This is a genomic window from Marinomonas sp. AWM4_232, assembly GCF_056158325.1.
Genome location: NZ_JBSWTA010000001.1, coordinates 3,873,819 through 3,890,987 on the forward strand (window position 1 = coordinate 3,873,819; position 17,169 = coordinate 3,890,987).

15 protein-coding genes are annotated in these 17,169 nt (G+C 43.5%); 8 read left to right on the forward strand and 7 right to left on the reverse strand.

The window, feature by feature from the left end; translation table 11 throughout:
• Window positions 1–40 precede the first annotated feature (40 nt).
• Complete coding sequence (locus ACXAC1_RS18335; RefSeq protein ID WP_475063382.1) at window positions 41–976, reverse strand: chemotaxis protein CheV; 936 nt, start codon at window positions 974–976, stop codon at window positions 41–43.
• A gap of 216 nt (window positions 977–1,192) precedes the next feature.
• Here ACXAC1_RS18335 and ACXAC1_RS18340 point away from each other — a divergent pair, with 216 nt between their 5' ends.
• Complete coding sequence (locus ACXAC1_RS18340) at window positions 1,193–1,972, forward strand: TatD family hydrolase (RefSeq protein WP_475063384.1); 780 nt, start codon at window positions 1,193–1,195, stop codon at window positions 1,970–1,972.
• Here ACXAC1_RS18340 and ACXAC1_RS18345 read toward each other — a convergent pair.
• From ACXAC1_RS18345 to ACXAC1_RS18365, 5 genes are all read right to left on the reverse strand, one after another.
• Window positions 1,955–2,260 carry a glutaredoxin family protein gene (locus ACXAC1_RS18345; RefSeq protein WP_475063386.1) on the reverse strand — a complete coding sequence of 102 codons (306 nt, stop codon included), beginning with the start codon at window positions 2,258–2,260 and terminating at the stop codon, window positions 1,955–1,957. The genes ACXAC1_RS18340 and ACXAC1_RS18345 overlap by 18 nt on opposite strands.
• A complete protein-coding gene (locus ACXAC1_RS18350) occupies window positions 2,253–2,921 on the reverse strand; it encodes a TetR/AcrR family transcriptional regulator (RefSeq protein ID WP_475063387.1) in 669 nt (222 codons plus the stop codon). The genes ACXAC1_RS18345 and ACXAC1_RS18350 overlap by 8 nt, the downstream gene beginning before the upstream one ends.
• A 110-nt stretch (window positions 2,922–3,031) precedes the next feature.
• Window positions 3,032–5,365 (reverse strand): DNA polymerase II, encoded by a 2,334-nt coding sequence (locus ACXAC1_RS18355; RefSeq protein ID WP_475063389.1) that lies wholly within the window; start codon window positions 5,363–5,365, stop codon window positions 3,032–3,034.
• 12 nt (window positions 5,366–5,377) lie between these two features.
• The gene (locus ACXAC1_RS18360) at window positions 5,378–7,834 is read right to left on the reverse strand and encodes an ABC transporter permease (protein WP_475063390.1); all 2,457 of its coding nucleotides are present in this window, start codon (window positions 7,832–7,834) and stop codon (window positions 5,378–5,380) included.
• A complete protein-coding gene (locus tag ACXAC1_RS18365; RefSeq protein WP_475063392.1) occupies window positions 7,834–8,520 on the reverse strand; it encodes an ABC transporter ATP-binding protein in 687 nt (228 codons plus the stop codon). The genes ACXAC1_RS18360 and ACXAC1_RS18365 overlap by 1 nt, the downstream gene beginning before the upstream one ends.
• Before the next feature lie 13 nt (window positions 8,521–8,533).
• Here ACXAC1_RS18365 and ACXAC1_RS18370 point away from each other — a divergent pair, with 13 nt between their 5' ends.
• The 7 genes from ACXAC1_RS18370 to ACXAC1_RS18400 all read left to right on the forward strand — a co-directional run bounded on the left by ACXAC1_RS18370 (window position 8,534) and on the right by ACXAC1_RS18400 (window position 15,427).
• Window positions 8,534–9,148: an arylesterase gene (locus tag ACXAC1_RS18370; protein ID WP_475063393.1), complete on the forward strand. Its 615-nt coding sequence runs from the start codon at window positions 8,534–8,536 to the stop codon at window positions 9,146–9,148.
• A gap of 12 nt (window positions 9,149–9,160) precedes the next feature.
• A complete protein-coding gene (locus ACXAC1_RS18375) occupies window positions 9,161–10,093 on the forward strand; it encodes a D-2-hydroxyacid dehydrogenase (RefSeq protein WP_475063395.1) in 933 nt (310 codons plus the stop codon).
• 5 nt (window positions 10,094–10,098) lie between these two features.
• Window positions 10,099–10,827, forward strand: a complete 729-nt coding sequence (locus ACXAC1_RS18380) for an RluA family pseudouridine synthase (protein ID WP_475063396.1) — start codon at window positions 10,099–10,101, stop codon at window positions 10,825–10,827.
• A gap of 9 nt (window positions 10,828–10,836) precedes the next feature.
• Window positions 10,837–11,181 (forward strand): translation initiation factor, encoded by a 345-nt coding sequence (locus ACXAC1_RS18385; protein WP_475063398.1) that lies wholly within the window; start codon window positions 10,837–10,839, stop codon window positions 11,179–11,181.
• Window positions 11,182–11,364: 183 nt separating this feature from the next.
• On the forward strand, window positions 11,365–12,336 hold the full coding sequence (locus ACXAC1_RS18390; RefSeq protein ID WP_475063399.1) for a GGDEF domain-containing protein: 972 nt from the start codon (window positions 11,365–11,367) through the stop codon (window positions 12,334–12,336).
• Window positions 12,337–12,356: 20 nt separating this feature from the next.
• The gene (locus tag ACXAC1_RS18395; protein ID WP_475063400.1) at window positions 12,357–12,761 is read left to right on the forward strand and encodes an acyl-CoA thioesterase; all 405 of its coding nucleotides are present in this window, start codon (window positions 12,357–12,359) and stop codon (window positions 12,759–12,761) included.
• A 491-nt stretch (window positions 12,762–13,252) separates the two neighbouring features.
• The gene (locus tag ACXAC1_RS18400; RefSeq protein ID WP_475063402.1) at window positions 13,253–15,427 is read left to right on the forward strand and encodes a TonB-dependent receptor; all 2,175 of its coding nucleotides are present in this window, start codon (window positions 13,253–13,255) and stop codon (window positions 15,425–15,427) included.
• 78 nt (window positions 15,428–15,505) lie between these two features.
• Here ACXAC1_RS18400 and ACXAC1_RS18405 read toward each other — a convergent pair whose 3' ends face one another.
• The gene (locus ACXAC1_RS18405; protein WP_475063403.1) at window positions 15,506–16,801 is read right to left on the reverse strand and encodes a sensor domain-containing diguanylate cyclase; all 1,296 of its coding nucleotides are present in this window, start codon (window positions 16,799–16,801) and stop codon (window positions 15,506–15,508) included.
• Between the last annotated feature and the right edge of the window lie 368 nt (window positions 16,802–17,169).

The following is a 17,169-nucleotide window of genomic DNA, read 5'->3' on the forward strand; positions in this document are numbered from 1 at the left end:
TTAAATCACCTTGAGACTGCTCAAGGTGATCATTCTCTAATTACTCAGCTTCAACAACACTGCGAATACGTTCTTGAATGATGGTAGCCAGCTTATCTGGTTGGAACTTAGACAAAAAGTCATCACAACCAACCTTCTGAACCATCGCCTTGTTAAAGCTACCACTCAATGATGTATGCAGAACGATATATAAGTCCTTCAAGCGCGGATCTTCACGAACCTCTCTCGTTAGTCGATATCCGTCCATTTCAGGCATTTCTGCATCGGTGATCATCATTAACAGCTTGTTAGGTACATCCTCACCTTCTCCTGCCCATTTCTTCAGAAGATCAAGTCCACGCTTACCGTCTGTAGCAGAGTGAACTTTGATGTTTAAGTGGTCCAAGGTTGACTTACATTGCGCCAAACCAACAGAAGAGTCGTCAACAACAAGAACCTCTAAGCCTTTCGCCAAAGATAATAAATCATGGTCAATTACCTCGTCGGAAATGTTCGTATCGTATGGAGAAATCTCAGCAAGGACTTTTTCAACATCAATAATCTCCACCAATCGATCATTCACACGAGTGATCGCTGTAAGATAGTGCTGACGCCCTGTGCCGTCTGGCGGCGGAAGGATCTCACTCCAGTTCATGTTTATGATTCGATCAACCTCACCCACCATAAACCCTTGAACCGTATTATTGTATTCAGTCACGATTAGATTACATGGTTTATCTTTGTCGATCGGGCGTAAACCAATCGACTCAGACAAGTCGATAACAGGGATTGTTCGACCACGAAAGTGCGTCACGCCTGCCACAGATGGGTGGCGATGAGGCATTAAATTCAAACGTGGCAGCTGAACTACCTCTTGCACCTTGAATACGTTGATCGCAAACAACTGCATACCGCCAAGGCGAAACATCAATAGTTCAAGCCGGTTTTCACCAACAAGTTGGGTTCTTTGGTCAACCGCTTCTAACATTCCCGCCATAGCATACTCCGAAACGTAAGTTACAAACTCTCAGATTTATATTTATCATGATAGTTAATTCTAACAAACATAACAGTAATTTTTTGCATGTAAAAACCCTTAAGTCATGATCTATAAAGAATTTCATACAAATCTACACGCATTCTATAGAAACACTTCGGCAACGTTACAAGACACTGTTACACTCCTCTAAAATCACCTTATCATGGAGATATCATGTTTGACATTGGCGTCAACCTGGATCATGCATCTTACCTAGAAGATTTGAGTAAATTCGAACAGGAATACCTTGAAGAGGGCGTTGAAGGCATTATCTGCATTGCCTCTAACTTAGAGGAAGCGCATAAGCTGACAAACCTGTGCTCGACCTATCAAAGCATGCATTTCACCTTAGGTTGCCACCCTCATTACGCTTCCACTTGGACAGATTCACACCAAGCAGAGTTGATATCACTGTTCAAACATCACGAGAAAGCCATTGCCGTTGGCGAGATGGGATTGGATTTCAACAGAAACTATTCTTCACCATCGGAACAAATTACTGCCTTTGATGCTCAGCTTGAGCTAGCAAATATTGTCAAACGCCCTGCTTATCTTCACGAACGTGACGCTTTTGACGAGCTAACATTGCGCCTCAATAATACGCCTTTGGATCACGGCGGGGTCATCCACTGTTTCACGGGGGATACACAACAATTAAAAGCCTATTTAGATTTGGGCTTAATGGTCGGCATTACAGGCTGGCTGCTAGATGAAAGAAGAAATCAATCTCTGGTTGAAGCATTACAATATCTTCCTTTGGATCGCCTTCTTATTGAAACAGACGCGCCATATTTATTACCCAGAACAATACGCCCGCGACCTAAACGCAACCACCCTAAATATCTAAATTATATTGCTGAGGCGGTAGCTAATCACAAGCAAACAGATCTAGAAAAGGTAAAAGAGATCACGGCCGCTAACACGCGACAACTGTTCTTAACTGATGGGCTTTAAGACACGCCTTGTTGAAGACTGCACTTGGCCAGCACTAGAAGACGACTCCAATATACGTGCATGATTAAGCATTACATCTTGGAGTTGCTCCAAATTAAATGGCCAATCTAGCTCGATAGAGCCTACTGCAAGGACCGGAATTCTTATACCGTACTGCTCAACCAAACGCTCATCACAAGCGATATCAATCTGCATATAGGACAACTGAGGATAAAAGTGCGCAAGCCATGCTTCAGCCTCCTCGCATAAATGACATCCTAACGTACCGTAGAGCGTTATATTATGCATATCCAGTTTGGTTATTTTCCAATTCGTATATAGATTGCGGCAGTGCAGCAAGGGGTGTCACTGGGCAAACCAAGCTTGCGGCTCTGAAAAGGGTATCACCAACAAGGCCCAATGAAGAAAGCGCAACGATAATGATCTGAGTCGCTTGCTCCTCAGATAACTGTGAGTCTTGTTGATGACAAGATTTGAGCAAAGGGAAAAAGCCATTTTCAATAAACGATGCCGTCATTTTTGCATCGTTCACATGGCCTTTCTGAGACAAAATACTTTCAAGCACCAACGGCTCTAACAATGATGCTAGCCCACCTTCTAGGCGCCCTGAAAAATTATCAGCCTTGTAGAAATAGCTAGCCCAAGTTGGCTTTGTGTTTAACACGTTCACAAAGTATTTCAACAGCAGTGAAATACGTGCTTCAACTGACGTCTGTGTAGAAAGTAGACTGTTTAGGTCTTTTTTAATTACCAAGGAAAGGCTTTGACGAACATCTGCCAACGCCTCATCTTTGCTATCGTAATAATTGTAAAACGTACCAATGCTGACACCAGCGTTGGCAGATACATGCTGAACCGTGATTTCACTCCAATCTGTTTCAAGCAGAAGGTTTTGCACTGCACTGCGTAAGCGATCTTGGGTTATTACACGTTTAGGGGGAGATGCCATTTTAGAACCCTACTCAACTGTCAATCCATAAAGTTGCGTTGCGCTACTAGCGCAGACACACGAGAATCGTGTGCCTTAAACGAATTTACACTAAATAATAACCTTACATTTTATAGCAGGTTAAACTGTGGGGTCAGTATATCAGCAACTTCCAAGTTAAGCATTTGAAAAACGCCTTCCGCAATAGGCAAAATTTGTTTATCGATATAATGCTGATAATCCAGAGAGTCTAATGCTTGCTCATCTAAAAAAGGTGAAACGCCACTTAAGGTGTAAACATATTGAACACGTTTACGACCGCGGTCGTATTCAGGTGGCAACCCTTGCTGAGCACGCTGTTCATCAATCATTCGGGCTGCACGTACATGGGGAGGCTGTGTTTTCGTATATTTCGACAATGGTCGAGTAAGTTGTTTGGTATAGACTAGCTCACTGTCGTAGCGACCTTCCAGCAAGTCTGCTACAAAGCTACTCACATAATGATTAAGGTCTTTATCGAAGAATAAGTGCTCAAACAACTCTACCTGAAAACGTTTCGCCAATGGCGTCCAATCACTTCTGGCAGCTTCCAACCCCTTAAAAATAAGTTTGCCACCAGATAAACCCGCGTAGCGTTTTTTGGAGCCTTCTTCCTGACCTCTAATAGTGGGCATGTAGAAGCGGGTATACAGCGTCTCAAACTCTAGCTCTAAATGTGACTCAATGTCAGCATAGTCACCACACCATTCAGACAGGCATTGGTTAACTACTGCGCACAGTTGTTTACCCGCTTCCCACGCTTGCTCTTCACTTAATTCATCAGACAACGTGATAAAAAGAGAGTCGGTATCACCATAAATGACCCTGGCGCCGCGCTCTTCCATCCACTGCTTACTACGTCCCAGTAACTCATGACCACGCATGGTGATAGAGCTAGCCAGTTCCGCATGATAGAAACGGCAAACAGACGAGCCCAGAACCCCATAAAAAGAGTTCATGATAATTTTAATGGCGTAACTTAAGATGTCGTTGCCATCTTGTTTAGCTTGTTCGCGAGAATGCGCTAACTCAGCAACGAGTTCTGGCAGGATCGCAAATTGACGCTGGAAAGAAGCCCCTCGATAACCAGGCACAACACCTTCTTCTTGAGATAGTGCTTGCCCAACTACTCGTGCAAGTGGGTCCACGTAGAAAGTTCGGATAATGCTTGGATACAAACTCTTAAAGTCGAACACTAAGACATTTTTGTATAACCCCGGTACAGAGTTCATCACGAAACCACCTGGGCTTGGCACGAATTTGTCATCACTCCATGCCGGCGCCACCCATCCTTTTCGGTGTAAACGAGGTAGGTATAGGTTTTCAAACGATGCCACTGAGCCGCCAGTTTGTGAGAGAGGTATCCCGGTTAAATCAACGCGGGTTTGCTGTAATTCGATTAACTGGAGTTTGGCAAAGATTTGTTCAACCAACACACAATCTTGAAGATTATAAGCAACGAAGTTTGCTAACTCTTCTCGGTGCATACGTTCAATTTCTTGCCAACGATCACCACCTGTCAACAACTTGGAAGCATCCAATAACTCTTGGCTAACATTGTTAAGGCTGTAAGAATTAAAGTGGTAACCGCCCACTTTAAGCATGGTAATGCCATCTAACACAACGCGACCTGCTATGTTAGCAAATACCTTACCACTCTCTTTGGCTTCTCGAACACGCCACGTTTCACCTTGCACACCCAAAGCAGGCTTAATGCCTAATGCCTTAAACCTCTGGTCTAAAAACATTAGGTCGAAACCGATCACATTCCAGCCAATAATAATATCTGGAGAGTGCTTTCTGACAAACTTGATAAAAGCCATCAACAGCTTGCGTTCATCCGCAAAGGTATAAACGTTCTCTAAATCCGTTTGCTCAGGCGACACCACTAGAACAACTTTTCTATCACCGGATGTGATACCAATCGACAGCAACTCATTGCGGGTAACAGAGGTCTCTATATCCAAAGACCAGACTTGCCATGCAGGTTCGTACTCTCCCGCTTTCAATCGGGCTTCGCTGAAGCTTTGCCCCGAAGCGTCAGGCTGACCGATAAACGTCACCTTACCTCGAATATGACGCTCCATTAAGTAGCGGTCATCTGGTTTCACATCTTCTTCATAGACGGTAAAACCTAACTTCTTCACCATTGCCACCATTTGCTGCTGCAATAGCAAACTCTGACAACGTACGACTGTTACTTCATCATGAGAAAAAGTCTTGAGCTGGCTAGGCTCACAGTCAACACCATGGACATCTGTTGCAATCGCCTCGACAGGTGCATTGGTAAAAAATAATGTTTCAGGATTGGCAATGGTGACTTTAACGGTCGCCTTGTCAGTCTTCACATAATAATGGATCGATAATCGACCGTTTTCATCACTACTGTGACGACTGACAATGTAACCTTGTTGCGTTTCAAACATGTATAAGTGTACTTATATGGATCTCAATAAACGAATGGGCGGCACTTTTAGCACAGCTCGGCTCGCAAATACACCAATAATTGTCACAATTCCCCATCCAGCAATCGGGCCAATCAGCCAGAGAGACAGGTGAAACGCGATTTCCATTTCAAAAACGAAGTACTGCAAACCAACCAAAGCCATCTCTGCTCCCGCCGCGCCAATCACACCCGCAAACAAACCTAACGCACCAAATTCCACCAATAAAGCTTGGCCCACTATCTGTTTCGTTGCCCCCAAAGTGCGCAGCAAGGCGCCTTCTTGTAAACGCTCATCTAGTGTAGATCGCACACTGGCAACCAAGACTAGAGCGCCAGCACCTAAGATGAAACTGAGTACAATTTTCAAAGCATTCGCCAATTGCGCAATAATGTCTTGGACTTGCTTTAACAGCTCACCAATATTTAACATCGACACCGTTGGGTAATTAGACATAAAGCGATAAAAGTCAGCTGCATTGGTCTGATCTAAGAAAACACTGCTAACGTAGTTCGCCTGATAATCAGACAAAACGGTTTTGGGCAAGATCAAGTAGAAGTTTGGCTGCATACTTTGCCAGTCTACAGAGCGGATAGAGGTAATTGGCAGGGTGTACTCAAGCCCACCAATACTGATGGTCAACTCGTCGCCGATTCCCACATTTGCTTCGATCGCCGCTTGTTGCTCAATCGAGATCCCTTGTGCGCTAAAATCTCCTTCTAACAATGACGAGCCTTCTCCGATTTGATCAGCCCAGGTCAGGTTCAACTCACGTTCAGCAATTTCAGGCTCATCACGTCTATTAGGGTATAACGATTCTACGTCTTCTCCATTAATCTTAATCACGCGCCCACGAACCATTGGGAACCAATCAGAAGTAGCTAACCCGTTTTCTTGCGTGTACTGTCTAATATCTTCAACTTGAGAAACTTGGGCGTTAAACAAATAATGATTAGGAGTATTTTCTGGCACTTGCGCTTGCCAATCACGGACCAGATTGCTTTGCACACCGATCAAGATCAAGCTCAGCATAATGATCAAAGTAAACACTAATAGCTGGAACAAGTTAGAGACTAATCGTCTATGCAAAGCAGCTAAGCCAACTTGCCAGCCAGTTGTCGATTGTTTAGAGAGTTTGCGACTTAACGCAAACATGCCCCAACCCACGATGAACACCAGTGCTGTCACAACCGCTAAACCAACCATTAGGATGGAAGGCAACTGCCATCCTCCAGAGTAGATAATCATCAGGCCATACATACCCACCAAACCAAACAACAGCAAGGACGTTGAACGCATGGGTAATGCAGCAGCAGGTTGTAGGACTGTAAGCGGAGGTACGCTGACCAACCTAGCGAGCAATGGTGCACAGAATGCCAAGGTGGAAATAACAGCCGTCGCCACTCCCAACCATAGTTTACTCCAGCTCGGAGACGGTAATTCTGCATTCATCAAAGATGACAGCAAATCGGCTATCAGTGCCTGTACCAACAGCCCTAAGCCAGAACCAATTATGATACCAAACAGAACAATAGCCGTAATTTGGATCGCCATAAGAGATGACAGTTTTTTAGGTGTCGCCCCCATCGTTTTCATGACGGCAAACTGTGTGAGATGCCTTTTTACATAACGAGAGGACGCCAACGCCATCGCAACACCAGACATAACAACCGCCAAAGTGCCAGCTAACAACAAGAAAGACTCAGCACGATTGACCGTATTACCCACACGCTCACCACGCTCGACAGGAGTACGAATTCGTTCCCCTTCACCCAACATAGGCCTTAAGCTGGCGTCGAAACGTTCAAGATTCTCTACTTCACCCGCGTACAAAAACGCATAGCGAACGCGAGCCCCTGGAATGATGATCTGCGTGGAAGCCAAGTCCTCCTGATTCATCACTGCCCTTGGAGCAATGGCAAAAGCTGACGATGCACTGCCTGGGTCACGGACTAAGAACTTGGTCACTCGAAGTGACACTTCCCCGACACGGACCTCATCCGAAATACCAGCCCCCAATAAACTCGCTAAACGCGAGGAGAGCCAGATTTCACCAGACGCAGGCGCGGCTTTAGTCGAAACACCGGTACCAAACATTTGCTGATCGACCAGAAACTCCCCACGTAATGGGTAGTTACTAGACACGGCACTCAATTGAGCCAGTTGTAGACCTTGGTCACTGAACACCATCGAAGAAAACGAAGCCGTTTGAGCGGTTTCAAGCCCTTCTGTTTGAGCCTGATTTATCCATTCTGTGGGAATGGGGTCATCACGTCGCACACTACGGTCTGCGCCTAACAAATTGGCAGACTGCACTTCAAATGACTGCTGCAAACGGTCAACGAACAAGCCTATGCCCGTTACCGTTGCAACGGACAACACGAGCGCAACCAATAATGTCAGCACGTCTCCAGTTTTGCATTCCCTTAACAGTAATCGCCATGCAAACATTAGGACTCCTTGAGTTCGCCATCGTGAATTTCAATTTGGCGATCACAGCGTGCGGCAAGCTCTGGATCGTGAGTGACAACAACCAACGTGGTGCCTTGTTTTTGATTTAATTCAAAGAGCAAATCTTCTACTAAGGCACCGTTTTTACTGTCTAGGTTACCTGTCGGCTCATCGGCAAACAGTATTTTGGGCGCCGAGGCAAAAGCGCGGGCAATGGCAACTCGCTGTTGCTCACCCCCTGACAGTTGCCGTGGATAATGACTCATACGGTGTGACAGTCCCACCTGTTCTAATAGGGATTGCGCGCGGTCTTTGGCGCTGCGATCACCTTTCAGCTCATTGGGCAACATGACGTTCTCCAGGGCTGTTAAACTAGGTAGTAAGTGAAATGATTGAAAAATAAAGCCGACATATTGCCCTCTCAACACGGCTCGCCCCTCTTCATCCAATTGCTCAAGAGGCTGATCATACAAACGGATAGAACCTTGTGTATGCTGATCAAGACCCGCCATCAAACCCAGTAATGTCGACTTCCCAGAACCAGAGGCCCCCACTATCGCAACGGACTCGCCATCACGAATTGACAGATTTATTCCTTTTAGTATGTCCAATTCACCGTTGCTTGTTGCAACAGAATGATTAAGCTTTTCTATTGTTAAAGCTGATAAAATTTCCGTGTCCTGCATAAGTGGATTGCCTATGATGTCTAAATTAATTGTTTCGTTACTTTGTTTCTTCTCGATCTTCGCTGCCAACGCTCAAGCAAAGACCTTAATGGTATTTGGGGACAGCCTAAGTGCTGCGTATAACTTAAGACAACAACAAGGATGGGTAAGTTTACTTGGCGAACAAATAAATCAAAGCCACCCTGATATAACGATCATCAACGCCAGTATCAGTGGCGAAACGACGCAAGGCGGATTAGCTCGGCTTCCAAAACTGCTTGAAACACATCAGCCAACTTGGGTTGTTCTAGAGCTTGGCGCTAATGATGGCCTACGAGGCTACCCATTAAATCAAGCCAAGCAGAACCTTGCTTCTATGATTGAGCTTATTCAGCAACACTCTGCCGACATAGTCCTTTTGGGGAACCATTTACCCAGTAATTATGGTCGCACCTACACCACTCAGTTTTTCAACCTTTACAAAGAGTTAGCAGAGCAATATCAGATCGCATATGTCCCCTTTATGCTGGAAAATGTCGCACTCGATCCAAGCTTGATGCAAAATGATGGGCTTCATCCTAATGCTAAGGGCCAACCTGTTGTTTTAAACAACATTACACCAACCCTTTTGCCACTATTTAACAAATAATAAGGACTTACGATGAAAGCTGTATTTTTGGATCGTGGATCATTTCCTGAGCAAATAGACATCCCCTTACCTGAAAAAGTGGATGAGTTTCAGCAATACCATAACTCCAGCGCTGAAAATGTTGTCGAGAGAATACGTGACGCCGACATCGTAATGACGAATAAAGTTGTACTTAGCCGAGCTACACTCGAACAATGCCCTTCCATAAAGTTGATTCAAGTGATGGCGACGGGGATGAACAATGTTGACTTAGAGGCTTGCCAAGAATTAGGAATCGCTGTCCAAAATGTTGCTGGATATTCTACCGTCAGTGTACCAGAACACACCTTTGCGATGATTTTAGAGCTACGACGCAACCTAACTCGATATCGTGAAGCGGTAAAACAAGGACAATGGGCGTCCTCTGAGTTCTTTTGCTTTATGGATTTCCCGATCCTAGATTTGAACCAGAGTACGTTGTGTATTATCGGCAAAGGCGCATTAGGCAATCGCGTCGCGACCATTGCAGAAGCATTTGGCATGAATGTCATCTTTGCTGAGCACAAACAGGCCGCCAATGTACGAGACGGTTATGTCGCGTTTGAAGAGGCGATTAAACAAGCGGATATCATTACCTTGCACTGCCCCCTAACGGATCAATCGCGTGACGTAATAGACGAAGCGACATTCGCCAAAATGAAACCAAGCGCCATTCTAATTAATACTGGCCGTGGCGGCTTAGTGAATGAAACCGCTCTTGTCATCGCATTAAAACAGCAACAAATCGCTGGAGCTGGATTTGATGTAGCCACCGTTGAGCCAATGCCAAAAGATCATCCACTTCAAGCCATCGCTCACTACCCCAATTTTATTCTGACACCTCATATTGCTTGGGCCAGTCACAGTGCAATGACACGACTACTGCAGATCGCCTGTGATAACATGGCCGCTTTTATTGATCAGTAATCGGAATGACCTTAGACATACTTTACCTTGATGACGACCTGGTCGTCGTCAACAAGCCCAGTGGACTGCTCGTCCATCGCACCGACTTAGCCAAACATGAGCAAGACGCCGTAGTGCAAAGATTAAATGAGCAATTGGGCAAATGGGTTTACCCAATACATCGCCTGGATAGAGCAACGTCTGGTGTTCTGGTAATGGCCCTGAAAGAGGATGTAGCGGGGGCACTAGGCGAGCAGTTTATGGCTCGAACTACTGACAAGGTGTATCAAGCGATTGTGAGAGGCTATCCGCAAGAACTTGGTACAATTGACTACCCTCTTGCCAAACTCAACGAAGAAAAAGGTCGTTCTCGCTTTAAGATCGAGGGCACTGAAAAGCCTGCTGTCAGTCATTTCAAAACCTTAAAACGTTATGAAATTAATATACCAGTAAGCCGCTACCCGAAAATGCGCCTTAGTCTAGTTGAAGTTAAGCCTGAACAAGGACGCACGCACCAGATCAGACGACACTTTAAACACGTCTTCCATCCGCTTCTTGGCGATACTCGCTATGGTTGCAGGCATCATAACCAAGTCATGCGTCAACACTGGTCTGAAGACCTACGCTTAATGCTACATGCTAAGTCGCTAACCTTTAAACACCCAACCACTCAATCGACGCTGTCTATCGAAGCGCCCCTTGAGCAAGACATGCAAAGCCTATTGAGCTGGTTAGAGAAACATCCAAGTAACTGAGAACCTATCATGAAAAATAAACTTGTCTATTCGACAGACCAAGGTCGTATCTGCCCAGAATGTGATTACGCCATCGACGATTGCCAATGCAATGATAGCTCCGCAATTCTAGGCTCTGGAAAAGTAAAGATTCAGCTTGAAACTAAAGGTAGGAAAGGAAAAGGTGTAACTTTGGTTAAAGAACTGGCTATGACTGCAGAAGATCTGAAAGAACTAGCAAAAATACTTAAAAACCATTGCGGTGTGGGCGGAGCGGTAAAAAATGGCGTCATTGAAATCCAGGGGGACCAACGATCTAAAATATTAAGCTTGCTCAGCGAAAGAGGAATTTCAGCTAAAATTTCTGGCGGCTAGCTTACATTTCGCTACAATTTGTCATTTATGTAACTTAAGCTATACGAATTAGTCAAAAAAAAACGCTAAATATCAATGATTTTTGTTTTGATTTTTTGATCCTTATTGTTAAATTTATGTGAATGCAAATTCATAAAAGAGGTTTGAATGCATCCGGATAGTCCTCGTCAAGCTAATGCGCTTTTGCAAAAAGCCGTTCCGCTGATGCGAAAAATGGATATCGCGCCCACGCCCTATAATTACGGCATATGGTACGAGTACGTTCGAAAAACCTCCCCTACTCTAAATCAATTAGTTGATTCAACCATTGGTAAGCTTGGCAGTCTACCAAGCTTCATGTCGAAAGAGCTTTTCCACCAATTTCTAGTCGCTGAGGAGGCTCGTTACAACAATGAGCACAAAGATAAGCTAGAAGAATTAGTCAACAACGTATCAAGCAACACATACATCATGACGGAAAGCTTGCAGGAGCTCGAAGGGGTTGTCAGCAAGAGCCGTAGAGTTTTATCACGAGCAGATCGTCATAAACATCTCGAAAAGGTTGTAAGTTTTCTTGATAAAGGAACGAAAAAAGCATTGGCTGACGCCGAGCAATTTTCACAGTCTTTGAATCAAGTAAACCAAGAGATTCAACAAATCAAAGCTGAGCTAGATGAGATTAAAAATAGCGTTGATTTAGACCCTCTCACGCAATTGTTAAATCAGAAGGGGCTTGAGAGGCAGCTTTATAACCTGATCCCAAGTTCAGAAGATGATCTATCGCTTTTACTGCTCGACATAGATCATTTAAAAGCAATCAATATTAATCATGGACGTAGGGCTGGAACTGGATTGATATGCAACATTGCCCGCATCTTGCAAAAAAAGAAGCTGGAAAATGCTTCTATCGCTCGCTTACAAGGAGGAACGTTTGCTGTTGTTCTTCATGAAGCAACCTTAGACTACGCAACTGAATATGCTGAAAATATAAGATCTTACTTAAATCGACAGCGTTTAAAAAACAAAGCCGGCGAAGGCGTTATTGAAAAAATATGCGTATCAATTGGTGTCGCCACCATTATTGGACAAGAAACACCAGGCAACCTTATTGCGAGAGCTAGCGGCTATCTGGATAATGCAAAGCGTCAGGGCCGCAATCGAACGGCCAGTCGTTAACTTAGAAAATGAATAAACGAATGGATAACACTTCGCAGCACACCACCGTCATAGAAGTTCGTGATTATGAATGTGATATGCAGGGTATTGTAAACAATGCCGTGTATCAAAATTACCTTGAGCACGCCCGACATACCTTTATCAAAGACAAGGGACTAGATTTTGCTGTCATCACCCAGTCAGGCGTCCATCTGGTGGTCATGCGCGCAGAAATCGATTACAAATCCCCTCTTAAAAGTGGAATGACAGCTGTGGTTGAAACCCAATGCCGTTCAATAAGCAAATTTAAAACGGAATTTACTCAGACAATCACTATACAAGGAGAGAATGCAAAAACGAGCGTATTAGCACGCTTTATTATCGCGTCAATCTCTGACAGCGGTCGCCCTGTTGTTTTTGAACCCATAAAACAACTAACTAGCTGACCACTTTTTCAGCACTAAAAAACTGCACTTAATTTTTACCGTTACGTTCAGGGCTTTACGTAGCATAATCAAAGCTATGAACTGATTCCCCCGCCTCATTACCGCCTTCGGGGTGCAGAGCAACTCCCATACAGGCGGAAATTTCATTGAATATTTTACCAATCAACTGAAGGCCACCTATTAACCTTGTGGTTATATCACTTACTTGAGCTCAAGTTTCAATTCAATAAGCACAAGCCACCAACTCACCCTCACCTCATTCCTTAAAGGATGTTTCATAGTAACACCACTTCTTAAGAGGTTTATCCCTAGCTTTAGGTCCATATACATCATTATTTTGTCGAGCGTCACTTTGCTAGCTGAGATCAACTAACTCAATGCTTGAATCTAGAGCCCAAAAAACCAAATAGAAATAATTATTATTTGTAAATTTACTATTATTTACATAAAATTTACTAACCTTTATTAACTTTTTTGGAATGTTATTTTGTATGCCTAAAAAAAACCATCGAGCCCTTACAAAACTTATAGCATGCTCTAATATTGTCCTAATCGGCGTAGTGTGCGCCGAAGAGAACTCAAGCGTTACCTTGCCTACTTTTGTTATTGAAGGAATGGAAGAAGAAGACCCTTCTAGAACTTATGTTGACTACAAACAGGCAAATGTCACTCGAAATAACCTTGATAAAAAAGAAATCCCTCAGACCATTGACACCATTGATGTTCAAAAATACAAGCTGTACGGCTCGAATGACCTGAGCGTCATGTTACAAGGCACTCCTGGTGTTGCAACTTCTTATGACATGCGAGGCGATGGCATAATGTTACGTGGTTTCGATGCAAATAATGGAGATATTTATCGAGACGGTATTCGTGAAAGCGGACAAGTTCGTCGTAGTACTGCAAATGTTGAGCGCATAGAAATATTAAAAGGACCTGCATCTGTCTTATATGGCCGTAGTGGCGGTGGCGGTGTTATCAATATGGTTTCTAAATCAGCAAACTTTGAATCTACAAGCTCGGTTGGCGCTTACGTGGGCTCAAACGACAGTCATGGAGTTACATTAGACGTCAATAATATTGTTTCTGACCACTGGGCGGTAAGATTAACGGGAGAGCATGGAGAAAGTGGAAGTTTTCGAGATGGCATTGAAACAGACATCGATATGATTTCCCCAAGCGTTACTTATGACAATGACAAAAACCTAAAATGGACAGGACAGTACACATATGACAATTTAGATCGCGTACCTGACAGAGGACCTTCCTATGACTCACTGCCAGCGGGCACTTCTTTAGACCTTGGTTTTGCTCAGCCTGGTGATTTTGTAGAGGATGAATTACAAGTACTGCGGTCGGATTTAACTTACTCTATGAGTGATCATTGGCAATTAAAATGGGCAGCGAGCTACAGGGAGGCATATCAGAACTTTGATCACTTCTATTCAGGGACTTATTGCGAGTCCGATTCCACCGTTGTAAGACGTGGGGGAAGTTGTGAAGGTCATGTTGGCGACATCAGCCAAGTATATTATTGGCAAGAAACCAGTAATAGCACACTTGCGAATAATGTCAGCCTTTTGGGTGATCTTGTTATAGGGGGACTTCGTCATAGATTAGTTTTTGGCGTAGATATGTCATTAGAAGAACGTGAACCAAAGCTAGCCAATACCAACCAAGACGGTTCAGAAATATACGGTTATGTAAATCCTTTAACTGGCGAGAAAAGCAGCTCAAGAGGCACTGGAGCATTGGAAATTAACACTCATAATTATTATGATTCAATCAATTATGGTGTTTTCGCTCAAGACTTAATCAGTCTCTCACCTAATGTTGACTTAATGTTAGGAATTAGATTTGATGAATACGAAAGCACCGCTCAAAATAAGTTACTTGATGCCTCTGATAGCGACTACGAACGCAAAATCAGTGATTCTACGTTCAGCCCAAATATTGGTGTCGTCTGGCGCCCTCTTCCTCAACATTCGGTATACTCATCATACAGTCGAAGCTATGCGCCATTTGGCGGGAGAGTCAGCGTAAATAGCGTTCGAGCTAATCAAGATTTGGATCTATTTAATGCTGAGCCACAGTACAATGATCAATATGAAATAGGCATTAAAAGTGACTGGTTGAATCAGCGCTTGGTGACTCAACTTGCCGTCTTTGATATTAAAAAAAGCAATATACGTTATCGTCCTGACCCGGAGAACGATCCATATTATTGGGCACTTCAAGGAGAGCAGGAATCAAAAGGTGTCGAGCTAAGCTTTACCGGTCAAGTGGCAGAAAAAATATTTGTTCGAGGTGGCTTAGGCTACAATAAAGCCATCGTAAAAGAAGATAAAACAACGCCAGAAAATGAGGGCAATAGCTTATCAGGCGTGCCACGACATACCGGGAATATTTTTATCAGGTATTTGCCAACTTCAAACTCTTACGCTGAAATTGGCATCACACACGTTGGAGATATTTGGACAAACTCATCTAATACAAGTAAATTAAATGGCTTCAATCGGGTGGATACTGCTATTGGATATAATGTTGGCAATTGGCGTACATCCTTGGCAGTTACAAACTTACTTGACAAAGAGTATTGGCGCTCCAGTTCGATGCCGGGAACACCACGAAGTATTCTTGCTCGTCTAAATTATAAGTTTGAATAAACTATAGTCTTTTTTATAAGCTTATCTAGCCACTCAGATGTAATATGGCTAGATAAGCTTATATCTGCACATAATTACTCAAGAAGGAAATCCTTTTATACGAAGCTGGTTCCTGCCCAGCCCCTTAGCTTGATAAAGCGCTTCATCCGCTGCTTTAACGATGTCTTCAATAGTACAACCATGATTTGGATAACAAGCAATACCACCACTGAAAGTCACTTTGAATGGCAAAAGGTCACAGCGTTCAACCGACATATTTAAACACTCTTGGAAATGGCTGCAGATTGCATAGGCTTCTTGTAATTCAGTGTTAGGCATGATCAAGAGGAACTCTTCTCCGCCCCATCTTAGTAATACGTCACTTTTACGCAACTCGTCACTCATGGCTTTGGCGGTCCTTTTAAGGACTTCATCGCCCACTAAGTGACCATTTAAATCATTGATCCGTTTGAAATGGTCAAGATCAATTAAAGCAACGGAAAGTTTCGTCTGATCCTTTTTGGCAAGGTCTAATAAAGTTGAGAATTGCTTGTAGCCAGCGTATCGATTCAGTAGCTTGGTTAACTCATCTTGTGTAGCGCGCTGATGAAGTTTATTCTCAAGATCTTTACGAGTGCTTATATTGTGGACCATTCCTATAACACGTAACGGCTTCCCACTTTCACCTCTTTCACAAACCGCACCATGATCAAAAACCCAGATATACTGACCACTGCGATTTTTTAATCGATATTCTGCTTCATAACGTGGTACCTCGCCTTGTAAATGCTTCTGTAACACCTGATAGACTCGCTCTAAGTCTTCTGGGTGAACATTTGAAGTCCAAGTGTCCAAATGAGGTTGCATTTCGTGAGGCCCATAACCAAGCATCTGCTTTAACTGAGGGCTAAAAAAGACTTCATCATTCTGCAAATTCCAATCCCAAAGACCATCACCTGCAACATTTAAAACATAACTGAGTTGGGGCGTACGCTCTTTCAAGACATTTTCTAACTGGACCCTCTCTGTGATATCTCTAGCAATGGAAATTAGATATTCTTTATTTTCATGGACGATGAAGTTAGTATGCACCTCAACAGGAAAAACACTGCCATCTTTTCTTATATGATGCCCCAAAAAAACATAGGTTTCTTTGGATCTCATCACGGCTAGAATATCATTCCAATGTGTCATGTCTAAAACATCTTGTTGTAAACTCAGAACACTTTGAGAAAGCAGCTCGGAAAGCTCCATCCCAAGATCTTCATAACCCGCTTTGTTGCTATCAATGATATTAGAGGTAAGAGGATCAATGATGTAAACAGCATCGCTAATATGGTGAAATATTGCCCTGAGCAAAACAAATTGCTCTTTTTCTTTGCTGTTTAATGTCATGAGTCCACTCCATCCAAAGCTATAAAGCCATATACTAATTGTAACGTAGTTGCTCCTAAAGAGTTAGGAAGTAATGTACTTTATCACTCACACCTTTACTCGATCTGTTTCGATTCATTATTTCATATCTTCAGACAAAATATTAGGTAGCGCTATGTCAAACTAGAGATACTTTACGCAGGACACTTTATTCTTCTTGCTTGCTTGGAGCGATATATAGCCCTATCAGCATGCGCAAAAAATGTTTTTACCGTTCAAAAAGAACATCGTTAAACACAACTCATTGACTTTATTGGGATGGTCAACCATAGGATGAACCAAGGTAACAAAGGGGTTCTCATTGTCAGCTCCAGAAAATTTCATAGAGC

Coding starts and splice junctions, on each gene's coding strand:
- ACXAC1_RS18335 (WP_475063382.1), bottom strand. CDS start 976: ATGGCGGGAATGTTAGAAGCGGTTGACCAAAGAACCCAACTTGTTGGT.
- ACXAC1_RS18340 (WP_475063384.1), top strand. CDS start 1,193: ATGTTTGACATTGGCGTCAACCTGGATCATGCATCTTACCTAGAAGAT.
- ACXAC1_RS18345 (WP_475063386.1), bottom strand. CDS start 2,260: ATGCATAATATAACGCTCTACGGTACGTTAGGATGTCATTTATGCGAG.
- ACXAC1_RS18350 (WP_475063387.1), bottom strand. CDS start 2,921: ATGGCATCTCCCCCTAAACGTGTAATAACCCAAGATCGCTTACGCAGT.
- ACXAC1_RS18355 (WP_475063389.1), bottom strand. CDS start 5,365: ATGTTTGAAACGCAACAAGGTTACATTGTCAGTCGTCACAGTAGTGAT.
- ACXAC1_RS18360 (WP_475063390.1), bottom strand. CDS start 7,834: ATGTTTGCATGGCGATTACTGTTAAGGGAATGCAAAACTGGAGACGTG.
- ACXAC1_RS18365 (WP_475063392.1), bottom strand. CDS start 8,520: ATGCAGGACACGGAAATTTTATCAGCTTTAACAATAGAAAAGCTTAAT.
- ACXAC1_RS18370 (WP_475063393.1), top strand. CDS start 8,534: ATGATGTCTAAATTAATTGTTTCGTTACTTTGTTTCTTCTCGATCTTC.
- ACXAC1_RS18375 (WP_475063395.1), top strand. CDS start 9,161: ATGAAAGCTGTATTTTTGGATCGTGGATCATTTCCTGAGCAAATAGAC.
- ACXAC1_RS18380 (WP_475063396.1), top strand. CDS start 10,099: ATGACCTTAGACATACTTTACCTTGATGACGACCTGGTCGTCGTCAAC.
- ACXAC1_RS18385 (WP_475063398.1), top strand. CDS start 10,837: ATGAAAAATAAACTTGTCTATTCGACAGACCAAGGTCGTATCTGCCCA.
- ACXAC1_RS18395 (WP_475063400.1), top strand. CDS start 12,357: ATGGATAACACTTCGCAGCACACCACCGTCATAGAAGTTCGTGATTAT.
- ACXAC1_RS18400 (WP_475063402.1), top strand. CDS start 13,253: ATGCCTAAAAAAAACCATCGAGCCCTTACAAAACTTATAGCATGCTCT.
- ACXAC1_RS18405 (WP_475063403.1), bottom strand. CDS start 16,801: ATGACATTAAACAGCAAAGAAAAAGAGCAATTTGTTTTGCTCAGGGCA.